Source organism: Paenibacillus glycanilyticus (assembly GCF_023715145.1).
Lineage (GTDB): Bacteria > Bacillota > Bacilli > Paenibacillales > Paenibacillaceae > Pristimantibacillus > Pristimantibacillus glycanilyticus_A.
Window position 1 is genome coordinate 308,164 of the sequence record NZ_JAMBNP010000003.1, and the last position, 23,275, is coordinate 331,438.

The 23,275-nt window shown below is 53.9% G+C and carries 22 protein-coding genes; 14 read left to right on the plus strand and 8 right to left on the minus strand.

The genetic code is table 11. The features are described 5' to 3' along the window. Positions 1-57 precede the first annotated feature (57 nt). The 6 genes from M3194_RS11045 (at position 58) to M3194_RS11070 (ending at position 8,446) form a co-directional block, all read left to right on the plus strand. Complete coding sequence (locus M3194_RS11045) at positions 58-1,854, plus strand: sensor histidine kinase (RefSeq protein WP_251653481.1); 1,797 nt, start codon at positions 58-60, stop codon at positions 1,852-1,854. Further along, the gene (locus tag M3194_RS11050; RefSeq protein ID WP_251653482.1) at positions 1,829-3,397 is read left to right on the plus strand and encodes a response regulator; all 1,569 of its coding nucleotides are present in this window, start codon (positions 1,829-1,831) and stop codon (positions 3,395-3,397) included. The genes M3194_RS11045 and M3194_RS11050 overlap by 26 nt, the downstream gene beginning before the upstream one ends. A 20-nt stretch (positions 3,398-3,417) precedes the next feature. Then, complete coding sequence (locus M3194_RS11055; RefSeq protein WP_251653483.1) at positions 3,418-5,841, plus strand: alpha-L-rhamnosidase-related protein; 2,424 nt, start codon at positions 3,418-3,420, stop codon at positions 5,839-5,841. Continuing rightward, a complete protein-coding gene (locus M3194_RS11060; RefSeq protein ID WP_251653484.1) occupies positions 5,838-7,448 on the plus strand; it encodes a beta-galactosidase in 1,611 nt (536 codons plus the stop codon). Before M3194_RS11055 ends, M3194_RS11060 begins: the two co-directional genes overlap by 4 nt. 182 nt (positions 7,449-7,630) lie before the next feature. Beyond that, positions 7,631-7,957 (plus strand): MGMT family protein, encoded by a 327-nt coding sequence (locus tag M3194_RS11065; RefSeq protein WP_251653485.1) that lies wholly within the window; start codon positions 7,631-7,633, stop codon positions 7,955-7,957. 66 nt (positions 7,958-8,023) lie between these two features. Further along, on the plus strand, positions 8,024-8,446 hold the full coding sequence (locus tag M3194_RS11070) for a DUF1284 domain-containing protein (RefSeq protein ID WP_251653486.1): 423 nt from the start codon (positions 8,024-8,026) through the stop codon (positions 8,444-8,446). A 28-nt stretch (positions 8,447-8,474) separates the two neighbouring features. On the opposite strand, the gene M3194_RS11075 is transcribed toward M3194_RS11070, so the two are convergent. Further along, positions 8,475-8,759 (minus strand): alpha/beta-type small acid-soluble spore protein, encoded by a 285-nt coding sequence (locus M3194_RS11075; protein ID WP_251653487.1) that lies wholly within the window; start codon positions 8,757-8,759, stop codon positions 8,475-8,477. A gap of 75 nt (positions 8,760-8,834) precedes the next feature. After that, positions 8,835-9,542, minus strand: a complete 708-nt coding sequence (locus M3194_RS11080; protein ID WP_251653488.1) for a glycosyltransferase family A protein — start codon at positions 9,540-9,542, stop codon at positions 8,835-8,837. Positions 9,543-9,747: 205 nt separating this feature from the next. Between M3194_RS11080 and M3194_RS11085 the strand changes: the two genes are divergently transcribed. The 3 genes from M3194_RS11085 to M3194_RS11095 all read left to right on the plus strand — a co-directional run bounded on the left by M3194_RS11085 (position 9,748) and on the right by M3194_RS11095 (position 11,748). Beyond that, positions 9,748-10,194: a WGxxGxxG family protein gene (locus M3194_RS11085; protein ID WP_251653489.1), complete on the plus strand. Its 447-nt coding sequence runs from the start codon at positions 9,748-9,750 to the stop codon at positions 10,192-10,194. Positions 10,195-10,290: 96 nt separating this feature from the next. Continuing rightward, entirely contained in the window at positions 10,291-10,809 is a 519-nt protein-coding gene (locus tag M3194_RS11090) for a DUF3231 family protein (protein WP_251653490.1), read from the plus strand. Between the two features lie 120 nt (positions 10,810-10,929). Beyond that, complete coding sequence (locus M3194_RS11095; protein WP_251653491.1) at positions 10,930-11,748, plus strand: GNAT family N-acetyltransferase; 819 nt, start codon at positions 10,930-10,932, stop codon at positions 11,746-11,748. 48 nt (positions 11,749-11,796) lie between these two features. Here M3194_RS11095 and M3194_RS11100 read toward each other — a convergent pair whose 3' ends face one another. Continuing rightward, positions 11,797-14,643, minus strand: coding sequence for a glycosyl hydrolase 115 family protein (locus M3194_RS11100; protein ID WP_251653493.1), 2,847 nt, complete (start codon positions 14,641-14,643; stop codon positions 11,797-11,799). 212 nt (positions 14,644-14,855) lie between these two features. On the opposite strand from M3194_RS11100, the gene M3194_RS11105 reads away from it, so the two are divergent. The 5 genes from M3194_RS11105 (at position 14,856) to M3194_RS11125 (ending at position 18,730) form a co-directional block, all read left to right on the plus strand. Continuing rightward, positions 14,856-15,758, plus strand: a complete 903-nt coding sequence (locus M3194_RS11105; protein ID WP_251653494.1) for a peptidoglycan-binding domain-containing protein — start codon at positions 14,856-14,858, stop codon at positions 15,756-15,758. A gap of 139 nt (positions 15,759-15,897) precedes the next feature. Beyond that, on the plus strand, positions 15,898-16,341 hold the full coding sequence (locus M3194_RS11110; protein ID WP_251653496.1) for a MarR family winged helix-turn-helix transcriptional regulator: 444 nt from the start codon (positions 15,898-15,900) through the stop codon (positions 16,339-16,341). A gap of 99 nt (positions 16,342-16,440) precedes the next feature. Further along, a complete protein-coding gene (locus M3194_RS11115) occupies positions 16,441-17,394 on the plus strand; it encodes a VOC family protein (protein ID WP_251653497.1) in 954 nt (317 codons plus the stop codon). Positions 17,395-17,488: 94 nt separating this feature from the next. Continuing rightward, positions 17,489-18,097 (plus strand): alpha/beta hydrolase, encoded by a 609-nt coding sequence (locus M3194_RS11120; RefSeq protein ID WP_251653499.1) that lies wholly within the window; start codon positions 17,489-17,491, stop codon positions 18,095-18,097. Positions 18,098-18,115: 18 nt separating this feature from the next. Beyond that, a complete protein-coding gene (locus M3194_RS11125) occupies positions 18,116-18,730 on the plus strand; it encodes a flavin reductase family protein (protein WP_251653500.1) in 615 nt (204 codons plus the stop codon). On the opposite strand, the gene pepT is transcribed toward M3194_RS11125, so the two are convergent. From pepT to M3194_RS11150, 5 genes are all read right to left on the minus strand, one after another. After that, positions 18,731-19,966 (minus strand): peptidase T, encoded by a 1,236-nt coding sequence (pepT, locus tag M3194_RS11130; RefSeq protein ID WP_251653501.1) that lies wholly within the window; start codon positions 19,964-19,966, stop codon positions 18,731-18,733. Positions 19,967-20,119: 153 nt separating this feature from the next. Continuing rightward, on the minus strand, positions 20,120-21,160 hold the full coding sequence (locus M3194_RS11135) for a Glu/Leu/Phe/Val family dehydrogenase (RefSeq protein ID WP_251653503.1): 1,041 nt from the start codon (positions 21,158-21,160) through the stop codon (positions 20,120-20,122). A gap of 109 nt (positions 21,161-21,269) precedes the next feature. Further along, positions 21,270-21,950 (minus strand): hypothetical protein, encoded by a 681-nt coding sequence (locus M3194_RS11140; protein WP_251653504.1) that lies wholly within the window; start codon positions 21,948-21,950, stop codon positions 21,270-21,272. Then, a complete protein-coding gene (locus tag M3194_RS11145) occupies positions 21,947-22,846 on the minus strand; it encodes an ABC transporter ATP-binding protein (protein WP_251653506.1) in 900 nt (299 codons plus the stop codon). The genes M3194_RS11140 and M3194_RS11145 overlap by 4 nt, the downstream gene beginning before the upstream one ends. Continuing rightward, positions 22,843-23,211 carry a GntR family transcriptional regulator gene (locus M3194_RS11150; RefSeq protein ID WP_251653507.1) on the minus strand — a complete coding sequence of 123 codons (369 nt, stop codon included), beginning with the start codon at positions 23,209-23,211 and terminating at the stop codon, positions 22,843-22,845. The genes M3194_RS11145 and M3194_RS11150 overlap by 4 nt, the downstream gene beginning before the upstream one ends. Between the last annotated feature and the right edge of the window lie 64 nt (positions 23,212-23,275).

The window sequence follows — 23,275 nt, forward strand, 5'->3', positions numbered from 1 at the left end:
ACGTTCTTTTGCTTCCTTGCGCGATATACGAAATTCAGGAGATGAGGGATAAGACGCATGAAGATCCGGACCAAGCTCATTCTAGCCAACTTGTTCATCGTCTTATTCCTGCTCGGCTCGGTCACTTATGTGCTGACCCAGCGCAGCAGCAAGCTTGTGCATGAGCACATCGTACAGAACGCAACCTTGTCGCTGTCGCAGATCGGACAGAACCTCGACAACCGGCTGGCCTCTTACGAAGATGTCGCGAACACGTTGTTCCTGAATCCTTCGCTCAACCTGATTCTTGATCAGCGTTATGCGGATCAGCTGGAAGCCTACGAAGTGTACTCGGAGCAATTCCAGCCGTTTCTTTCGGCGATCCAATCAACCCGAGACGTCATGAAGGTAGATGTGTACACGGATAATCCATCCTTCTTCTTTTCCAATGTGCAGCTGCTCGACAACGAGATTCTGTCCTCCGACTGGTACAAGGAGGTTATGTCCAATAACACGGGAGGCTACTGGACGCATCCTTATCTGACTTTTCCGAAAAAAGAACCGGTCATCAGCTTCCGCAAACGGCTGAACAACGTGAACCGGGATTCGCCAAGCGTGGTGTCACTGGAGATCCGGCTCAAGAATCTCGCGCAGCTCGTTGATCTGGAGAGCAAGAACAAGCGCGTCATTTTCGCCTTGTCCGACGGGACCGTGCTGATCGACAGCGATAAGGACAACGCGGTCCAGAATATCAGCCAGCTGCCGTTTGGCGGCGAGGTGATGAGGGGAACGGACGGAAGCTTTGATCAGATGATGAATAAGGATTCCTATCAAATCCTGTACCAGACGCTTGATTCCCGGAATATTGTCAAAGGCATGAAGGTAATCGCCTTTATTCCTACGCAGGAATTATCCGCGAAGCTGCTGCAGCTCCGTTCGCTTGCCGTCCTGCTCTTTGCCGTGGCGCTTGCCGCATCCGTTCTGCTGATCTCCATCATGTCTGTCAGTTTGACCGGGCGGTTAACCGAGCTTGCGATGAAGATGAAGCGGCTGAACCGGGATAAATTCGACAGCTTTGTCGAGGTCAAAGGCAGTGACGAGGTGGCGCAGCTCGGTGAAATGTTTAACTTGATGGTCCGCAGGCTGCGAGAGCTGATCGGCGAGGTCTATCAGTCGGAGATTGACCGGAGGGAAAATGCGCTTCGGACGAAGGAAGTGGAGCTGTATGCGCTGCAGACCCAGATTAACCCGCATTTTCTGTTTAATACGCTTAATATGATCCGCGGCAAGCTGCTTATTGCCGGCGACCGGGAGAATGCCAAGGTTATCGGCCTGCTCGCCAAGTCTTTCCGCATGATGCTGAAGAAGGGCGGGCCAACGATCCGGCTGTCGGAGGAGCTTGATTTCATATCCAGCTATCTGCAGATTCAGCAGTACCGGTTCGGCGACAAATTTACTTACGAGATTGACGTTCCTGAAGAGGAGATGGATGCGCTGGTTCCCAAGCTGTGCATCCAGCCGATTGTCGAGAATGCCATCTCCCATGGGATTGAGCTGAGTCCAAACCCTTCCCATATCCGGATAAGCGGACAGCGGCGAGGGGATGAGCTGCTTCTGATCGTCACGGACAACGGGCTTGGCATTTTCGCGGAACGACTGGCGGAAATTCAGAAGCGGTTAAGCAGCGATGACAGTTTGGCCGGCGATGCGCATATCGGTCTGCAAAATGTGCAGCACCGGCTGCGTCATCTGTTCGGGGAACGGTTCGGGCTTGAAATCTCGAGCGAGGCCGGGGCATGGACGAACGTAACGATGAGCATACCGAGGAACGAACAGGAGGAGGCGCCGGATGTACGACGTATTAATCGTGGATGACGAACCGGTTGCGCGGCAGTCGCTGCGTTATCTGATTGATTGGGAGGAGCTGGGCTTTACCGTTAAAGGGGAAGCGCAGGATGGACGTCAGGCGCTTGATATGCTGCGAAGCCAACATTATGCCCTGGTTCTTACCGATATTCGGATGCCAGTCTTGAACGGTCTGGAGATGGCTGCGGAGATGCAGGAATTTACGGATACTCCGGTTGTGATCTTGAGCGGCTACGATGATTTCGCCTATGCGCGCGAGGGTCTCAGGCTTGGCGTGAAGGAATATCTGCTTAAGCCCGTTGATGAAGAGGATCTGATTGCTCTATTGAAAAAGCTGGCCGCCGGCATGCGCGAGCAGCAGCTTCTCGAGAAAAGGCAGCGCCTTGGCCTGTCGGCCGGACGGGATCAGCTTCTGCGCCGCTGGGTGCATGGGCAGATTGCAGCCCGGGAGCTGGAAGAGCAGCTTCGTCTGCTTGGACTTCATGCCAATGAAGAAAAGTATGCCTGCCTCCTGCTGGAGCTCGATTTCATTGCGGACGGAGAGATGCGGGAACGGGATACCGATCTGATGCGTTTTGCCATCCGCAATATCGCGGAGGAATTAACGAATGGCCGCGGGTATGTATTTGAGGAGTCCGAGGAGAGGATCGGCATCCTGTTAGGCGGGGCTGCCAGCGTGATGGGCGTGGATGAATGCCGGCAATGGGCGGAGAAATTGCTGTCGTCGGCGGTCAAGTATGCCAAGGCATCAGTTACGATTGGCGTTGGCGGCAGCATTAGCGGGGTAACGGAAATCAAGCAGTCCTGGAGCGAGGCGGAAGAAGCGCTGGACGGGAAGTTTTTGTCCGGGGCGGGAACCGTTCTGATGCCGCGCGGGAAAGCAGGAGCAGGAGATGGGGAGCCGGATACGCTCCGGAGCCTGGAAGCTGAAGTGCTGGAGATGGTGCGAGGCTGCCGGCGAGCGGATACGATGCGGGCATTGGCCCGGCTGTGGGAGTGCTATAGGCTGGAGCAGTTGCCGGAAAGCCGCGCCAAGATGTCGGTATTGGAGCTGCTCATTCAGCTGTTCCGGCTGATGAAGGAGCAGGGCGCAAGCCATGACCGCCTGTTTGATTCTTCCTTGGGGGATTATGAGCGAATCATGAGGATCAAGACGATGGATGAGCTGCTGCGGTTTACGGAAAGCAAGTGCGGGGATGTTGTGGATGCCATGCTTCGGACGAAGGAGGTTCGTCCGAATAAAATCGTTGCGGAAGTGAAGCGGATCGTGCTGGAGCAATACGGCGGCCCGGTCAGTCTGCGGGATGTGGCGGCTACGATCTATATGAATCCGAACTATCTTGGGAAGCTGTTCAAGGCGAACACCGATCAGTCTTTTAACGATTATGTCCTGCAGGTGCGGATGGAGAAGGCGAAGGAGCTGCTTCTTCACACGGATAAAAAAGTATACGAGATTGCCCAAGAGGTTGGCTTCAGCGAGCTTGATTGGTTCTATAAACGATTTAAAGCGTACACGGGTTTAAGTACAGGCGATTACCGGAATGCCCGCTGACGGGTGAGAAGGAGGAGAAGATGGACGAGAATAGAGCGTGGATGGCGAAATGGATCTGGGCAGAGCCGGATCAGAACGGTCAAGTCACCAATGGAAGCATGGAGACGGTGCTTTTTCGAAGGAGCTTTCACATTCTTCCTGACGACAGCGGCAGGCAGCTTAAAATCGTTGTCTCCGCCGACAGCCGGTTCCGGCTGTATATGAACGGACAGTCCGTTGCTTACGGACCGTGCAAAGGGGATCTTAATGTTCACTATTACGATTCCGTGGACGTAACGCCGTATCTGCGTCCGGGTACAAACGTGCTGGCGGCGCAAGTCGTTCATTATCATGGCGAAAAGGGCCCGGCTTCCGTCTGGCGCAAGGACCGGGGGGTGTTTTTGCTCGAAGGCAGCCTGCTGGACAGGGAGAGCCGGGAGCTGGAGAGACTGGACACCGGTCTTGAAGGATGGTTATGCGAACCGGTTTCTGGAGAGTCGGCGAAGCTGGCGCCGGAGACGGCTACGCTCTTTATAGGGGGCGGAGAAATTGTGGATGGGGCCGGCTGGCCTCATGGCTGGCGGGATCCGGCCTTTCATGATGCGAGCTGGCGGGGAGCGGCGGTTGCGGCGGAGACGCATGACAACATGTACGGGGGGCTCAGCAGCTGGCTGCTTACTCCGCGTCCCATTCCTTTCATGAGAGAAGAGACCCGCGAGTTTACGGCGATCGTCCGCGGAGAATGCGGGGAGCGGGTATGGGCCCGCGAGCCAATGGAGCCTCGCGGGCGGCTGGGCATTGAGGTGCCGGCTCGCAGCCGGCTGGTGCTGGAGCTTAACGCAGGCGAGCTTGTGGCTGGCTTTCCGCAGCTGGCTCTCAGCGGCGGAGCAGGCGGTACCGCATCCATTCTGTACTCCGAGTGCTATGAATATGAGCGTCTGCCGAATGGGCAGCGCAATAAAGGTGTACGGGATGACCCGGAGGGCAAAGATTTGTACGGATTTGAGGATACGTATCGGATCGCGGGCTTCGGACGGGATAAGGGTGAGCACGAAAGGTATGAGCCGTTTCACCGGAGAGCGTTCCGGTTTATCCGTCTTACGGTGGAGGCGGCTGACGAGCCCGTTGTAGTGGAGTCGATGGCTTACCTTCGAACAGGCTATCCGCTGGATGTAAAGGCAAGCTTCGTCAGCTCGGATCCGTCGTTGTCGCCTCTTTGGACGATTAGCTTGAATACGCTTCGCAACTGCATGCATGAAACCTACGAAGATACGCCTTATTACGAGCAGATGCAATATGAATTGGATAGCCGACTGCAGGCGCTGTTCACATACTATGTCAGCGGGGATGACCGGCTGGGGCGCAAGGCCATCTATGACTTTCACAGCTCGCTGCTGCCAACCGGCATGCTTCAGAGCCGGTATCCGTCCGTTAACCGTCAGATTATCCCGGGCTTTGCCTTGTTCTGGATTATGATGGTTCATGATCATTATTGGTACACGGGCGATGCGAACCACGCGGCACGGTACAGGCCAACGATGGATGCTGTACTTGCCTGGTTTGAAGCTCGGGTAGAGCCGGATTCCGGGCTGGTTGGCATTATGCCGGAGGCGTATTGGTCCTTTGTGGATTGGACGGAGGAATGGCGCCATAACGCAGGCGCGCCGCCATCGGGCAGAACGCGTCCGAACACGATTTATAATCTGATGGTTGTGGATGCGCTGCTGAAGGCGGCCGAGCTGAATGAAGCAACCGGACGGCAGGATACGGGACTGGAATACCGCCGCCGCGCGGAAGCTTTGCAGCAAGCCATACGTCGGCATTGCTGGTCGGAAGAACAAGGCTTGTTCATGGATAGTCCCGACTCGCCCGACGCGCTCAGCCAGCATGCCCAGATCTGGGCGGTATTGACGGATACGGTCACTGGCGAGGAGGCGAAGCAGCTAACTTTGCGGACGCTGGAGACAAAAGGCCTTGCCAAGGTTTCGTGCGCGATGGCTTATTATTTGTTCCGCGTGCTCGCGAAGACCGGCCTGTATGCCAGAACCTTGCCTTTATGGGACGATTGGAAGGCGCAATTGGATCAACATTTGACCTCCTGGGTGGAGGACCCGGTATCGGTTCGAAGCGACTGCCATGCTTGGGGCGCATTGCCGCTGCATGAATTCCCGGCCGAGCTGCTCGGCGTGCAGCCGTTAACGCCGGGCTTTGCGACCATTGCCGTTGCGCCAAGAATCGGAGATCTTCGGGAGGCCTCCGGTACCGTTATAACGCCGCATGGGGCCGTTCATATCCACTGGCGCATTCAGGAAGGACGATTCCGCCTGCAGGTAGACCGGCCCGGAACGGTTCCCGTTCAGATTACGCTGCCCAACGGAGAATTGCGCTATGGTACCGGGGCGGGACCGCTTGTATGCGAATGCGACGTTTCTACTATTGAACCTGAAGAGGAGCTTATGCCATGAAGCTGGGAATAGCCTATTATCCGGAGCACGAGCAGCCGGAGCAATGGGATATCGATTATAGCAAGCTGGTAGCGGCGGGTATCCGTTCCGTCCGGATCGCCGAATTCGCCTGGGCGGTGCTGGAGCCGCGCGACGGGCAGTTTGAATGGGGCTGGCTGGATGCGGCCATCGAGCGTGCGGCATCGCACGGAATCAATGTTGTGTTATGCACGCCAACGGCATGTCCGCCGGTCTGGCTTGTGGAAAAGTATCCGGATGTGCTTCCCGTTAACAAGCAGGGAAGAGTCATCGGCTTTGGCGCCCGCCAGCACCGTTCTTATTCTTCGGATCATTATGTGCTGCACGCTCTGCGGATTGTGAACAGAATGGTGGAACGTTACGGCGATCATCCTAACGTTATCGCCTGGCAGCTGGATAATGAGTTTGGCGGAGAAACCAAATACGATTTCAGCGACGGGGCAAGGCGCGCTTTCCATGAATGGCTCGGCAAGCGATACGGCACGATTGAGGCGCTTAATGAGAGATGGGGAACCACCTTCTGGTCCCAGCGTTATGAACGGTTCGATCAGGTTCCGCTGCCTGCTCCGATCGGGGCCGACGTGCATATGTGGCAGCATCCAAGCCTGGAGCTGGATTTTGCCCGATTCTCCTCGGACAGCATGGTTCGCTTCGCGGGTCTTCAGGCGGCTGCTCTTCGTCCTTATGTAGGAAGCCGGCCGATTACAACCAATGCCTTCATGTTCTGTTGGGGAGATAATCTGAACTGGACGGATCTATTTGCGGATCTGGACGTTGTGGGCATGGATATCTACAGCAACAAGCCGCACGAAATTGCTTTTTATGCCGATGCGTGCCGTGGGGTGCTGGGCAAACCATTCTGGATGATGGAGTATGGAACGGGAACAACGGAGCTGGAGCGGGATATGCAGCTGGTCCGGGGCCGAGGCTGCAGCCGGTTCTATCTGTTCAAGATGAAGCCGTTCCCGTGGGGGCAGGAGCAGAGCGGCGGACAGCCGGAGCTGGTCACGCTGACCGGGGAGCCATCCCGGAATTACGGCGTCGTTCAATCGTATACCGTGAAGCATGGTCATGAGGCGGAATTAACCGAGACGGAGCGCGCAGGAGTAGGCTTGTATTATCATTTTGACAGCTCCTGGAGCTATCAACTGTCGGTGTCCGATAAAATCGCTTATCCGGATTACCTCGTTCATAACATCTACCGCCATCTCTATGAAGCGGGTATCCGCACGGAGGTCGTGTATACGGCAGACCAGCTGGCCGGACTCAAGACGTTAATTATTCCTCTTCATCAGATTTACGATGCGGCGCTGGAGGAGCGACTTATTGCGTTCGTGCAAGAGGGCGGCAGGCTCATTATCACCTCCGATCTGTTCCGCAAGAATGAGGACAATGTGTATCAACGCGTCGTGCCGCGTCTATTCGCTGAGCTGCTGGATTGGCAGGAGAACAACTTCGCAGGCGACGTGCTTGCCGAGAGCAGCGTTATGATTCGCAGGTATAAGAGCAGCAAGGGCGAGACCTGGCTAGTTCATCGCAACGCGACATCGGAGCAGTGGAAGGATGTACTGAGCGGAATAGTCGAATAATATTATTTGAAAAAGCCCCCGGTCGGCAGATTGAATATCTGTGGACCGGGGGCTTTTTGAGCTTAACGATGCGGCGCATCGTTAAGCGGCCAGCTGGTTCGCTAAGAGGTAACTTTTATCATTTCATTGTATGATAAAGGGACAACGAACGCCCGCAGGGAGGCGGGGAAAGGAATGTATTTATGTTACAGCCGTATACGCAGAGAGTAGTCGATATCATCAAGAAAATTCCAGAAGGGAAAGTAATGACCTATGGGCAAATCGCGGGGATGGCCGGAAGCAGCAGAGGGGCAAGGCAGGTCGTGCGCATCCTGCATTCCTTAAGCGGCATCCACCAGCTGCCTTGGCACCGGGTTGTTAATGCTAAAGGGGAAATTGCCATCCAGGATGATGAGTCCCGGATGATACAGCAGCACCTGCTCGAGGCTGAAGGGGTTTATGTGGGAATTCATGGACGGATTGCGCTTGATGAATTTCGTTATGAACCGGACATCCCTCCGGACAGATAAAGCTCCTCATATGTTAACCTTTATGTTAAAATAGGGTTAACATATACATGGGAAGGAGCAACCCGGATGCAATCGATAACGTTAAGAGGGCATCATTTATTTTGTCTGCTCGGCTATCGGGGCAAGGGATATTCGGAAGGCTTCTGCACGAATATGACCGCGATATACGAAACCTTGCGCGGGCAGCCGCAATCCATAATTGAGATAACGGAAGGTCCCGATATGATCTGCGAGGCCTTCCCTTCGGACCAGCCCAACCACTGCCATAATCCAAGCGTTTATCGAAAAGACAATGAAATACTGAGCGAGCTTGGGCTGGCGGTCGGCAGCCGCCTCAGCTGGGAGCAGCTATGCGGCCTTGTGGCCGACGCCATTCATCCAAGCGATATTCATCGTCTTTGTTATGATTGCCCTTGGGAGCCTTATGGTCTTTGTCAGGAAGGAGTGGCCCATATCCGGGAGGCGAAAGCTCTGCGGGCACTGCCTTGAATTGTCCCAGCAAGAATAAAGCGGCAGCCTAAGGCTGCCGCTTTGCAAGCTTCTCCTGAGCCATCCGGATCATCTCGCGAATCATCGCTCCGCCGATTTTCCCGCCTACATGGCCGGCATCCTCGGTCTTCATGTCTCCGTTGCCGCCCCCGCGGTTCATTCGAATCCCCAGCTCGCTTGCTACTTCATATTTCACGTCATCTGGCCTGTTCTCGTCCACCGCAAATCCTTCCTGCCGCATGACATTCGCCTTTAAGGTCTGCATCGCCGCCCCTGCTTCAGGAACCAATAATCTTCTGCTGCGTCTTGCCATTTCGCCTCACCGCCTCATCGAAATTTGACGGTCTTACTTTTCCCCGCAAGCCCTCCAATTATGAAGAGCCGGGAGCTAAATATATTGGCTGAGAATGGCGTCTACCTTCGTCTTTTTGGCTATAAAGGTATGCCGCTTGAGCAGCCGCTGGTTCAGCGTATTGCGGTCATGCACGACGACCATGTAATTGCGTTTGCCGGCAGTGGTCAGGACCTCATGCTTATGTTTAATGACGCCGCTGTGCCCGTCCACTGTTTTATAACGCAGTCCGCCGAAATACTGCTCCGACTTGTAAATCCATGTATAAAACGGCGGAGAGGATTTACTTACAGTAGCGATCCTGTGCCTGATGCTGTCATATATATAGCCGGCCTGGTTAATGAGGGCCCGCGTACTCGATTTCGGCTTGTATTTATGAAGCTGATCGATGAAGGTATGGTGGTAGGTGTCGTCGCAATCCAACCGGACCAGATAGAGGTATGCATTGCTGCCAACGGTTTTGCGCAGCTTTTCTTCATATTTCTTGTCTGCTACGAACCGGATGTTGACTGGCAGCTTTGGATATTTCGCCAATTGCGCCCGGACGATTCCTTCTGTCCTTTCCGTGTAGCGGATGAAGACATGGAAATTCTGGTTGGTTTGTTTGAGCAGGCTCTGAAGGGTATATTTCATGAAGATGGCCATCCGGTATTTGATCCACTGGGGAGTTAACCCGATTCTATAGACGCCGCCCCTGTTCGAACGGTTATTAAACTCGATTTCAACTACAACCGCTTTTGTCATCTCGCGCGCCCTCCTAATAAGAATTGCCATTATCCTGGCGCATTCCCAGTCGTTCGCGGCAATTTTTTGTCTGAGATAATATATTCGGACGATAAGGATTGGCTATAGGCGGCATTCATCCTCGATAAAAAATGTGGCAGAATATCCGGACCCCTCGCTTAGCACACTTAAAGGTGTACCAAATAACCGAGGGAGGTCTTCGCCAATGAAAAAGACAATATTCTCAACGCTTTGTGCCGCGACTATTCTGCTGTCCGCCGCTTCCGCTCCAACCTTTGCCGCAAATGCCAAAGATGAAGTAGCAGCAGACAACTACCGCTCGACGCATTATGGTGCAACCACTTATGGCACTTATGGTACTGATGGCGGCAGCACAATAAACCGCACAAACGACTACAATGCAACAACAAACGGTACAAGCCGAATGAATTCCAATACCTTTGGTACAACGGGTACAAGAGGTACAGGAAACTACGGCGTTACGAATCAAATGAGCAGCTATAGCACAAATGGTACAGGCACAACAATGAATGGCAACTACCGTTCTTTAGCCAACAATACGGCCGACGATGATTTCGATTGGGGCTGGCTTGGTCTGCTTGGTCTCGCTGGTTTGTTTGGCCTCAGAAGCCGTGACCGTGAGCGCACCTAAAAAACGGGCTAACGAGGAAGCGCCCCCTGTTCGGTACAGGGGGCCATTTTATGGAGTTGCAGCATATAAAAACCTCTTGAGAAGGAGCAATAATAAATGGGCATTCTGAGCGGTAATCCGAAAGATGAACCGATGCATTATGGGGAGGTTTATGCCGTGTGGCAAGCGTCTATGGCAGCCAAAAGCGCGGTTTCCTGTTATCAGGCATACTTGAACCATGCGGGCGACAAAGACCTGAAAAAGGCTCTGGATGCCCTTATTGATCAAGCAAAACTAGAGATCAAAGAACTGGACGTATTGCTCACGGATAACGGGATTACCCCAGCACCCACACCGCCGGAAAGACCGCCGGTCAAGCTTGAAGATATTCCTGCCGGGGCAAGATTCGCGGATAGTGAGATTGCTGCCGGCATAGGGGTTGATGTGTCAGCGGGCTTGGTGGCTTGCAGCCAGGCTATGGGCCAGTCTATCCGGGAGGATATCGGCGCGTTATTCGGAAAATATCATGTGGCGAAAGCAGCCCTTGGCCTTCGTATTCTGGAGATGCTCAAAGATAAAGGCTGGTTGGTCCCTCCTCCGCTCCAACTGAAACGTCCGGAGCCTGTAAAAGCATAAATTCATGGAAAGCCCTGCTCCCGGAGCAGGGCTTTTTGTAGGATTGACGAATATTTCAGATACATATAGACTGGGAGAACTTTCTTTTGCCCGCATGCCGTTGATGGAAGGGGGATTGCGATGTGGGAGAGATTGCAGCCCGGCGATCAGGCTATAGGAGCTCTACAATCGCCTTTATTTATAGCAGATGAAGTGAAGATGAACCTGCTGCACCGGATTTGCGAGATGAGCCAGTCGGTCGTTTACCGGCACAAAAGCGGCTCAGCGATATTTGCAGGCTCTCAGGGACACAATGCCTGGTTATGGCTGGATGATAGGCTGCGAGATGAGGAAAGGCTGCCGATTATGAAGGGACTGGTGAGACTTGCCGGTCATACCCTGCGCGGAATTACGGCAGAGCCAAGGCATGCCAAGCTGTTCGCGGAGCTGTACGCCGCTCGGTACCGAATGCGTCCCGAGTACAAAATGGGGATGGAAGCTTATTATTGTCCGGAGATTGTGTACCCGGCAGCCGTGAAAGGGTTGCTCCGGCCGACCGTTTCCGCGGATGTTCCGCTCATTGCGGATTTTATGGCAGGCTTCGCCGAGAGTGCATACGGCTACAAAGTCCATCCGGCCAGTCAAATCCCCGCTGCGGAAAATACGATTGCATCGGGTAACCTATATCTGTGGATGGCTGACGAAATTCCGGTATCGATGGCGCATATCGCGCATCGCTCACCGCGTCACGCGCGGATCAATTATGTCTATACTCCACTGGCCTTGCGCAAGCAGGGCTATGCAAGCGCAACGGTGGCGGCCTGCTGCGGTCTAATCGTACAAGAGAACCGGGTACCCATGCTGTATGCCGATCTGACCAATCCGGATTCCAATAAGGTATATCGGAACATCGGATTCGTGGAGAGCGGCAAGGTTGCCGATGTGAAGTTTGTGCCTTAATGGACGAACAAAAGAACCCTCTCCAGCTTGGGAGAGGGTTTTCTATTGCTATCGGGTACCGCGGTAGCTTTCCGGCGGACCAAGATAGCTGGGCTTCAGGCCGCCGGTATCAACGATGATCTTTTGCAGGACAACGATCGGATCAACCATCCATATTTTTAACGTATGATAGCCTGCTTCCGGTAAACTATGCTTCGTGACCGCCGTGCGTATGTTCAGAATAACGCTTTGCTCCCAATTAGGCTCCGAGTAGCTGCCGTCTGTGGCCAAACCAATCGCGCTGACAACCTGAATAGGGCCGTCATCGAAGGATACCCCAAGCCGCAGGCCCTGTCCCGGGATAAAGTCGATGGTTGGAGCGATCAAGGCGGATACGGTCAGGTTACCCGGCGTCACCAGATAAATCCGATACTCCAGACAAGGGGACTCGCCCGGAGCGGGCTCGGGAATGGAGGCGGCGGTTACTGGAAATACAGCCATGGACGACAATGTTCTGCCGTAATTGGGGATGACCTGCCAGCTTGCTCCGGCAGCCTCCTTATTCGCGCTATAATGCTCCGCTTCGATTGCGATATACCCGTTTGTCTCCATAAAGCCGGTCAGCGATTCGGGAGCAGGCGAGGCAGGGTTGGTTGCCTTGATCATTACGGTGAAGGCCTTGCTGGTCAGCATGTCGATCAGCGTAATGCTGCCGCTAAGCATATCGCCTTGCGGCAGCTCGTTCCAATCCATATCTACCCAGATGCGTGTTTCCACCTCTACGCTGCCTGTTGTCAGGCTTAGCTTAATCCACGGCTGATCCGCGCTTGCGCAGAAGGTGAATGGATCGGTTCCCCGGTTGAACAAGTCGATATAACGCTTCTCCCTCGTGTAATTATCGAATGGCAGCGAAGGAAGCTGCGGGTCGCGCGGCCATGCCAGCTCCGAGCCCTCAATCGCGACGCCCATTCCGGTATTGCCGCTGGTCAGCTTGACGGATCCGGTCTCCGGCATTATATGCTCCTCCGGCTGATTCCAATAGGTATAGCCGATATGGAGCTGATCCATCATATGGTTCCATTTGCCGCCTGCCAGCTCATGATTGTACATATAAGTGAGGGCGGCATCTGCCTCGAACAGCCGATTGGCTAGCATTGCCTCTACATTAGCAGAAGCTCGTCCTTGCGCTGCATACAGCTTGCTTCTGGCTACACGGATGTACATCTCCAGTACCTGGGCGGAAGCTTTTGCCGGATAGAGCACCGTCTGGAAGAAGGCATCCTTTGCCTCTTGATGCAGTTCATAATGAACCTTCTCGGCAAGCGCAACGGTCTCATGCAGCTCGTTAAGCAGGTTATCCGCTTCTTTATAATGAACAGAGCTATAAAGCGGCACGGCATTTAGCAGCTCCGGCTTCAGACGGCCGTTCCATTTGGAGTAACGGTTAATAATGAGTGCGGCATCGCTTGCATAACGGGAACCAAATTGCTGCTCCGCCCACCTTACGCTGTACTCTCCGATGTTGTCTTTATGGAAGTCGTCCATATTCCAAGCCATCCTCAGGAAAAATTCCAGCTGGCATTCCATCGGCTTCAGGTCGCCGACATTCAGTATCCAGATCCGGTCTGCGCCGTATTCGTATGCCTTGTGCATCTGCTCCCAGATTTTCTCGAGCGGCACGGTGTTCACCCACTTGTAGGAGCGGGGACCGCCGACATAATCGAGGTGGTAGTAGATGCCTGCGCCTCCGGAGCGATTCCGCTCATCCGTCGTGGGAACCCGCCGCAGGTTGCCATGATTGTCATCGGACCACAAGAGCGTAATATCCTCCGGCACCCGCATGCCGTTCTCGTAATAATCCTGAACTTCCTTATATAATGCCCACAGCTGAGGTACTTCGGCAGGATTGGTCTCCATCTGCTCGCCGATGATCTGCCGCTGGTCCTGTACGATCCGCTGGAGCAGCTCGATTTTTTCCCGGAACGACAATTGTCCTCCCATTGCCTCATCGCCGTCTCCCCGCATCCCAAGCGAGATCACATTCTCGTAGCCGGCGCTTCTGCGAATGCCCTCCTCCCAGAACTTGTACAACACTTCTTCATTTACGGAGTAATCCCACGGGCCTTGTTTATGCTTCTTCCAGTCGCCGTGCGGACGCTGCATGGGCTCGTGATGGGACGTGCTGATAACGATGCCGTACATGTCGGCTACGGCTGGGTTTAATTCATCATCCTCATAGAAGGTATTATCCCACATAGCCGGCCACAGATAGTTCGCCTTCAGGCGGAGCAGAAGCTCGAATACGTTTTCATAAAAGTTGTGTTTGAAATCCCCGAAGTTTTCTCTGACCCAGGCCATAAGAGAAGGGCCTTCGTCGTTGAGGAAAATGCCTCTATATTTAACCGACGGTTCTCCTTGCTTATAGAGGCCGTTGCGGAACATGAGCGCCGTGCGTTTAAGGATCGGCACATCGGCCCAGTAGTGCCAGGGCGAGACGCCAATCTGCTCGCATAGGTCGTAGATGCCGTAGATCGTGCCGCGTTTGTCGCTCCCGGCGATGACGAGTGCTTCGGCCACGCCCGGCAGCGGGCTTGCCACGGTCTGAAGCACAAAGGACTCCCATTTGCCCGTCAGCTCGCACGCTTCCAGCTTCCCTTCCTTAACAAGCGAATCGACAAGCTCGCATTTCCCGATCGTTCCTATGATAATCGTGCTGCTCTTAAGCTCCTCCGCCAGATGAAGGATCTGCGGATCGGTCTGAGAAACGTTATAAATATCCTGCTTCAAATCGGATACTGCACGGATCACCCCTGCATAGTCCTGCTGTGAAACGTAAATATCGGCCGCCTGCCCGTTATGGGAAAGCGGAAAATGGCCTTCGTGATAACGGAATGCGATGTACTTGTCGTTCAGCATGCCAAGACCCCCGTTCATTAAATGTAATGAAAGCGGGATTATTATATAACACGGTTTACGGCGAAAAATCGGGTTGAACGCAACATGTTTAATTTTCTAGATAAACCCTTTAATTTTTTAATCGAAATGGGAGCCGTATGAAATTCCGAAATGGGGAATAGTAAGGCATGGAAGAAATAATTTTAACAAAGAACAGGAAGGTGTTGTAGGAAATGAAATGGGACTGGATCTTGGCTTCCCGCGAGAACGAGAACAAAGGGAAGTCTAAAAAAGCCGGGAAAATCCTTGGTGCGGTTGTTCTGTCTGCTGCGCTTATGTTTGGCGGGGCTGGTACGACTCTTGCTGTCGGCAAAGGAGCGAAAGGCCCTGACATCTATGTTATTCAAGGGATGCTGAAGGGTATTGGCAGCTACTCCGGCAAAATCAACGGCTACTATGACAATACAACGGTAAGAGGCGTTAAGCACTATCAAAAAACGCATGGTCTCAAGGTGACCGGCTCGGTAGATGCGAAGACATTCCAGTCGATTTCTTACTCGTACAACACGGCGAAATACGGTAAGAAGGTAAGTGCTAAAGGCGTAGGCAAAGCGAGAGGTCTTGGCGCAGGCGGTAGCGGCGGAGCAGGCGGCGGCGCAGGAGCAGGCGGTGGCGGCGGAGCTGGCGGCGGCGCAGGAGCAGGCGGTGGCGGCGGAGCAGGCGGCGGCGCAGGAGCAGGCGGTGGCGGCGGAGCTGGTGGCGGCGCAGGAGCAGGCGGTGGCGGCGGAGCAGGCGGCGGCGCAGGAGCAGGCGGTGGCGGCGGTGCAGGCTTCGGAGGCGGAGCAGGCGGTGGCGGTGGAGCAGGCGGCGGTGGCGGCGCAGGAATCGGCGGCGGAGCAGGCGGCGGCAAAGGCTTCGGCGGCGGTCAAATCCAGGAAGGCGGCAAAGGCGGTAAAGGCTTTGGCGGCGGAGGCGGCCAAATGCAAGAAGGCGGCAAAGGCATCGGCGGTGGCGGCACTGGCGGCGGTACAGGCGGAGGCAATAACATTGCGCCAAATAACCAAGCGCCAAACGCAGCACCAAACCCGGCGCCAAATAAAGCGCCAAGCGAGAATTCCGCGCCTAACGTGCGTTAAGAGTCGGCAAAAGCATACAATAAACAAGGAGGTTGTCCAGTTGCTGACAACCTCCGCAAACTTTTTTTCAAAAACCCCTTTACATTTACCTTGAAATAAAGTATCTTAAAATCAAGATAAATGAAAGGGAGGCGGGCAAATGAAAAACGAAAAAGATGAATCACTTGATCTTTACATCGCGCTTGCCAGAGCAAGCCAATGGGTGAACGCTCATGCCGACCGGGATATTCGAAAGCATGGCCTTAACCGGACCGAATTCGGGGTACTCGAGCTTCTGTATCACAAAGGTCCCCAGCCGCTGCAGCAGATCGGCGAGAAGGTGCTGATGAGCAGCGGGAATATCACTTACGTGATTGATAAGCTGGAGAAGAAAGGCTTTGTGTGCCGCAGAGCTTCAACGGAGGACCGGAGATTAATTTACGCCGAGGTTACGGAAAAAGGCACTCAGTTTATTGAAGGAGTGTTCCCGCAGCATACCCTCATTATTGATGGTGCTGTAGCAGGTCTGACGACAGAAGAGAAGCAGGCGGCAAGCACGCTGCTCAAGAAATTAGGAAAGTACGCACAGACGACCTTCAAATAGGAATGGTCGTACAATAGGACAACATCAAGACATACCCTATATCTTAATTTAAAGAATCTTAAAAATTTACAAAATAACCTTATTAGGAGAGTGGCCATTATGACAACCAACCAACGTACAGCAGGTATTCACCATATTACGGCATTCGTGAAAAATCCTCAGGTAACAACAGACTTCTACGCAGGGGTGCTTGGACTGCGGCTCGTGAAAAAAACAATCAACTTTGATGCACCGGAAGTATACCATCTCTATTTCGGCGATGAGGCAGGCAGCCCGGGCACAATCATCACTTTCTTCCCTTGGGAAAACTCCCGTAAAGGCGTTGTAGGCGGCGGTCAAGTTGGTTACACCACTTATGTTGTACCGGAAGGCACGCTTGGATTCTGGAGAGAGCGTCTGGCGAAATTCTCGATCGAGTTCCAAGAGACTACCCGCTTTGGCGAGCAGTATCTGCAATTCGCTGATCCTGACGGCTTGCTCGTAGAGCTTGTGGCCCGCGAGGAAGGTCCGCGAAGCACATGGTCGTTCGGCGGCGTATCGGCTGACAATGCGATCAAAGGCTTTGGCGGTGCGATTCTGTACAGCACAAATCCTGCGGCTACCGCGCAATTGCTGGAGCATGTGATGGGTCTGTCGAAAGTCGATGAGGAGAACGGTCTGGCTCGTTACCAATCGTTTGGCGAACTTGGCAACATCATCGACGTGAACACAGAACCAATGGCGGCAGGTCATGGCGGACACGGAACCGTCCACCATATTGCTTGGAGAGCGAAAGACGATGCCGAGCATCTCACTTGGCAGCAGCATGTGGCAGCTAACGGCTTCCAGCCAACGCCGATTGTAGACCGCCAGTATTTCAATGCCCTTTACTTCCGTGAACAAGGCGGCATCCTGTTCGAGATCGCTACGGATCCTCCAGGCTTTGCTCGCGACGAAGAACAAGCGCATCTGGGCGAGAAACTGATGCTGCCGGAATGGTATGAGCAGCATCGTGCAACCATCGAGCAAATGCTCACGCCGTTTGATGTACGGGTAATGGAACTGGATCGTTAATCGACATCGACCGTGCTTTCGAAGCATGAATTTATCATAATGGCCGTAAAAAACCGGCCATAGAGTTTAAAATTCATTTTAGGAGGAACTAACCATGAAACATCTATTCAAACAAGGGACGAATCCGGCTGCGCCGGTCCTCGTCCTCTTCCACGGCACAGGCGGGACGGAGCATGACTTGCTGCCGCTTGCGGAAGCCCTATCGCCGGAGTCCTCGGTGCTGAGCATCCGAGGGAATGTATCCGAGAACGGAATGGCGCGTTACTTCCGCCGCATTGCAGAAGGCGTCTTTGACCTGGAGGACTTGGTGTTCCGGACAAAGGAAGTAAATGCTTTCCTTGATCAAGCAGCCGAAGAGTATGGCTTTGACCGCCGCAATCTGGTCGCTGTCGGCTACTCCAACGGGGCTAATATTGCCGGCAGCCTGCTGTTCCACTACAAGGACTCGCTTCGCGGAGCTGTCCTGCATCATCCGATGGTGCCGATCCGCGGACTTGAGCTGCCGGACTTGTCCGGAGTGCCGGTGTTTATCGGAGCTGGCGAGAATGATCCGATCTGCTCGCCCGAGGAGACAAAGGAACTGGAAGAGCTGCTCAGCGGAGCCGGGGCATCGGTTGACGTGCACTGGGAACGGTTCGGCCATCAGCTTACCCGCTCGGAGGTTGCGGCGGCTGTTACCTGGTACAAAGGTCAGTATCAATAAAGAGGAGGCGGCGGGAGCATGATTCGCATTAATCCGGAGGAAATAAGCGAACGCGAGAATTACAAGCTGCTGACGGGCACCGTTATTCCGAGGCCGATTGCTTTGGTAACGACCCTGTCAGAGGAGGGTGTGCTGAATGCGGCACCGTTCAGTTATTTCAATATCGTAACGGCTGATCCGCCGCTGATCTCTGTGTCCATACAACGCAAAAAGGGTATCCGGAAGGATACCTCTCGCAATGCCATCGCAAGGGGAGAGTTTGTCGTCCACATTGCGGATGAAGGTTATGTAGGGCAGCTTAACGCAACGGCTGCCAGTCTGCCACCGGAGGAAAGCGAGGTTGCCTTGGCCGGACTGACTGCCGTTCCGAGCGAGCGCATCTCCGTTCCCGGCATTGCCGAAGCCAAAGTGCGTCTGGAATGCGTGCTGGAGCAAGCGATCCCGCTAGGCGGAACGGCTGAAGCGCCTACTGTCGATATGCTTATCGGCCGCGTAGTCCGCTATCATCTGGATGATGCCATAGCTGATGAACGGTACCATATCGATGCGGCGGCCCTTCAACCGGTCAGCCGGCTGGCGGGCGCATCCTATTCGAAGCTTGGCGAGTTGTTCGAAGTGGAACGTCCCTCGTAGTTACTCTTCGCCGCGTGCTTCGAACCGTTTAATGATCTCGACGATAACCTGTACGGATTTGACCATGTTGTTAATGGACACATACTCGTATTTGCCGTGATAATTCTCGCCGCCGGTGAAAATGTTCGGTGTCGGCAGTCCCATATAGGACAGCTGCGAACCGTCCGTGCCGCCGCGGATCGCTTTGATAATCGGTTTGATATCGAGGCTCTCCATCGCTTCGCGGGCGATTTCGACGATATGGAAGACCGGCTCGATTTTGTCGCGCATATTATAGTACTGGTCTTTCAGCTCAAGCACGATGCTGTTTGGACCATAAATGGCCTTCAGCTCGTCTACGATTCGAGTTATCGTCGCTTTTCTGGCATCAAACTTCTCGCGGTTATGGTCGCGAATGATGTAGGACATCTTTGTCTGCTCTACATCGCCTTGCAGCGTGTTCAGATGATAGAAGCCTTCATAGCCTTCGGTGTGCTCGGGCGCTTCGTTCACCGGAAGACGGCTGTTAAGGTCCATCGCGATTTTCATGGAGTTAATCATCTTGCCTTTGGCCGTGCCGGGATGAACGTTGGTGCCGTTAACGGTGATCTTAGCCGCCGCTGCGTTGAAGCTCTCGTATTCCAGCTCGCCAAGCGGACCGCCGTCGACGGTATAAGCGTATTTAGCGCCAAAGGCAGCTACGTCAAAGCGGTGCGGACCGCGGCCGATCTCTTCATCGGGCGTAAAAGCGACGCGGATGCGGCCATGCTTGATGTCCGGATTCGCAATCAGATAAGCCATGGCCGTCATAATCTCGGCGATGCCGGCTTTATTGTCGGCGCCAAGGAGCGTTGTGCCGTCTGTTGTCATGAGCGTATGGCCTTTGTACTGGCTCAGCTCGGGAAAGTCCTTTACCGACAGCACGACGCCCAGCGCTTCGTTTAGCGTAATGTCGCCGCCTTCGTATTCAACAAGCTGCGGCTTTACGTTTTTGCCGGTGAAATCGGTCGCTGTATCTACGTGTGCCAGGAAACCGATCGTGGGTACCTGTTTATCTGAGTTAGCTGGCAGAGTTGCCATTACGTAACCGTTCTGGTCGACGGTCACCTCTTCCATCCCGATGGCTTTCAGCTCTTCGACAAGCTGGTTCGCAAGGGTAAGCTGGCCAGGCGTCGAGGGGCATGTCTCGCTCTCCTCATTCGATTGGGTATCTACGATGACGTAAGAGGTCAGTCGTTTAATAATTTCTTCTTTCATCAGATCCGGCTCCTTTCATGGGTAACTTGCATATGTCCTCATTATAAAGGAGTGGAGGGCAGAAATCGAATAACCGGATCGAGTGCGAAAAGGGCTGCAATTGATGGTCATGATGACCGTCAGCTGCAGCCCTTTTGCCGTGCTGGCCAATCCTCATCCGCTCAGCAGCTGCTCGGTCAGCTGGTTGGCGGCTTTGGCGGCGGATATGCCAAGCTTGTCGGAGCGTTCGAATACGTTCATGAGCGTGCCATAGATCCGCTCAACGCAGTTTCGGGCGTAGGAGGGAGAATTGTCATTCAGCTCGGCAGCGGTCACAATGATTCCGCCGGCGTTCAGCACATAGTCGGGCGAATACAGAATGCCCCGCTGATGCAGGATATCGCCATGCCGCTCTTCCGCCAGCTGATTATTCGCGGCCCCTGCAATAATCCGGCACTGCAGCTGCGGGATGGACTTATCGTTGATGATGCCTCCAAGCGCGCAAGGGGAGTAGATATCGCATAGCTCCTGCGCGATGTCATTCACTCCAACAGCTTTAGCCCCGTAATGCTGCACGGCCTTCTGGACCAGCTCGTCATTCAAGTCGCTGACGACAAGCTTTGCTCCTGCGTGCGCCAAGTAGCGGCATAGGAACATCCCGACCTTGCCGAGTCCTTGAACGGCAACGACTTTGCCGGACAAGCTCTCCAAGCCGTCCAGCTTTTTGAGGGAAGCTCTCATTCCTAAATAGACGCCGTACGCGGTCATATCTGCCGTGAAAGTTCCCGAAGCGCCCAGCGATCCGGAGATGTCGGTGACATACCTGGTCTCCTTGTACACCCAGTCCATATCCGCCGAGGTTGTTCCCACATCCATTCCGGTTATATATTCGCCCTGCAGCCGGTTGATAAACCGTCCGAGAGCACGAAATAACGGTTCATTCTTATCCTTGAGGGGGTCCCCGATAACGACGGCTTTGCCGCCGCCGAAGGGCAGCTCCGCCATGGCCGATTTATAAGTCATCCCGCGGGCGAGCCTTACCGCATCTATCACGGCATCCTCGACGGACGGGTAGTTCCACATTCTGCAGCCCCCAAGAGCAGGGCCAAGCTTCGTATTATGGATTGCGATAACAGCGGTTAGTCCACTCTGCACATCCTGAATAACTTCCAGCCGTTCAAAGTCATCAAGGTTTATCAAGCTCCGCAAATCCATATAAAAATCCCCCTTGTCTGGCAATCCAGCAGCGTTGGTATTACCGTTGTATTCAACAGCAATAGCCGATGCTACTGGGATGTCTGATAAGGGGGACGATAATTTTAACTTAAACGGTTGAGCGGCGGATCAGCACAAACGAGACGATGGCGTAACAAAGGATAAAAGGCAGGAGCCACAGCGACAGATCAAAGGCGGTCAGATCGGCGAACCAATTAATGATGTTATCCAACCAGTCGTAGGAGATAATCAAAACCGTCAATAGAGTTGTGCTGAGGAGGGAGGCCAGCGTCAGGACGAGCATGCCGATTCCCCGGAATTTCCGGAACACGCTACCGATCGCGAATCCCCAGAAGAACAGCATAACCAGGGCAAGAAAGTACACGCTGAACTGTTGAACGAGATTGCCGTCTGTTAGATAGGGAAGATGGAAGAAGTGAAGACCGGTACCCCAGTAATTCGTCGCCTTTTCGATAGCGCTGAGCAAGAGCAGACCGATAGCAGTGAAGAAGCCGATGATAACGGCGTTCAGCGCCGTGCCCACGAAATAATCGGTCCTCCGGATGCTGAAGCTGATGGCGAACGAAAACGTCTGCGGAAGAACGATGATGCCAAGCACGAGCATATAGATGAAGATGGACATGAGTCCCCCGGTGTATATTTCAACGCCGCTCAGAAACCCGACAATCAGATTGACCAAAAAGCTGGAGCCTAGAATCATGCCCGGGATGACAAGCCAGGCGGATTTGTCGCGTTGATGCAATTTCAGTACATTGCCGATTCGATTCATGAACGTGTGCCTCCTTTGACATCTGTTTTTTTGCTCGTTAATTGAACGATCAGCTGCTGCAGAGATATCGCGGCGATCTGAAGGCCGAGGGCGTCGGCCTTCTTCCGCTCCGCCTCGGACAACCTGCCGGTCACCCCAGCGGTCAGAAGGGCGCCAAACGGCTCGCGAGAAATGACTTTTTTGTCTGCGATGAAGCTTTCAACCGCGGTTGCCGTGCCTGCGACCGAATAAGCGGTGCCGCGCAGCTCCTCCGCGTCCTCATTAATGAGGACCTTGCCTCCGTCGATGACGATTACATGCTCCAATAGGCGGCTTACCTCATCGATCAAGTGAGTAGAAAGGACGATCGTCCGCGGGTTCTCGGAATAGTCCTCGATCAGCCGGTCATAGAACAAGGCTCTTGCCACGGCGTCGAGGCCCAAATAAGGCTCGTCAAAGATCGTAAGCGGCGCGCGGCTGGCCAGCCCGACAATGATTCCGACGGAGGAGTGCATCCCGCGGGACAGCTTTTTCATTTTGCGTTTCAGCGGCAGCTGGAAGTCCTTGAGCAGCTCGTTTGCAAACGCTCTGTCCCAGTTCGGGAACAGGGAGGAGGACAGCTCCAGCACATCCTGCACCGAATAATTATCCGGATACTTCTGGCTTTCTTTAATAAAACAAATCTGACTGAGCACGCGGGAATTCTCGTAAGGCTCTTCGCCAAATACCTTCAGCTCTCCGCTGGTCGCAAACAGCTGAGCGGTAATCATGTGCATGATCGTTGTTTTGCCGGCGCCGTTTCTTCCGAGCAGCCCGTAGATTTTATCCGGCTCCAGCGTGAACGATACTTCATTGACGGCGGTCACTTTCCCGTAGGATTTCGTTAACTGCTTCACTTCCACTGCATTGCCTGTCATTTTGCATCCCCTCTCCGGATCATATCCGTTAATTGATCAGCCGAAATGCCCAGCTTCTCCGCTTCCATCAGCATGGTCACGACATATTGCTCGAAAAACTGCTCCTTGCGCTTCTCCACCAGCACGGCTCGCGCTCCAGTAGCTACGAACATCCCAATCCCTCTTTTCTTATACAAGATTCCTTCGTCCACCAGCAGGTTGACACCCTTCGCGGCTGTTGCGGGGTTGATCTGATAAAAGGAGGCGAATTCGTTCTTTGAAGGAACCTGTGATTCCTCCGGCAGCCGTCCTTGGATGATGTCGTCTTCGATCCGTTCTGCGATCTGCACGAAGATGGGACGGCTGTCGTCGATGATTAGTGTCATATGTTTTTATCACCTCTTGGTTAGCTAAGTGGTTGATTACTCATGTAACCAACTATACAGGAGG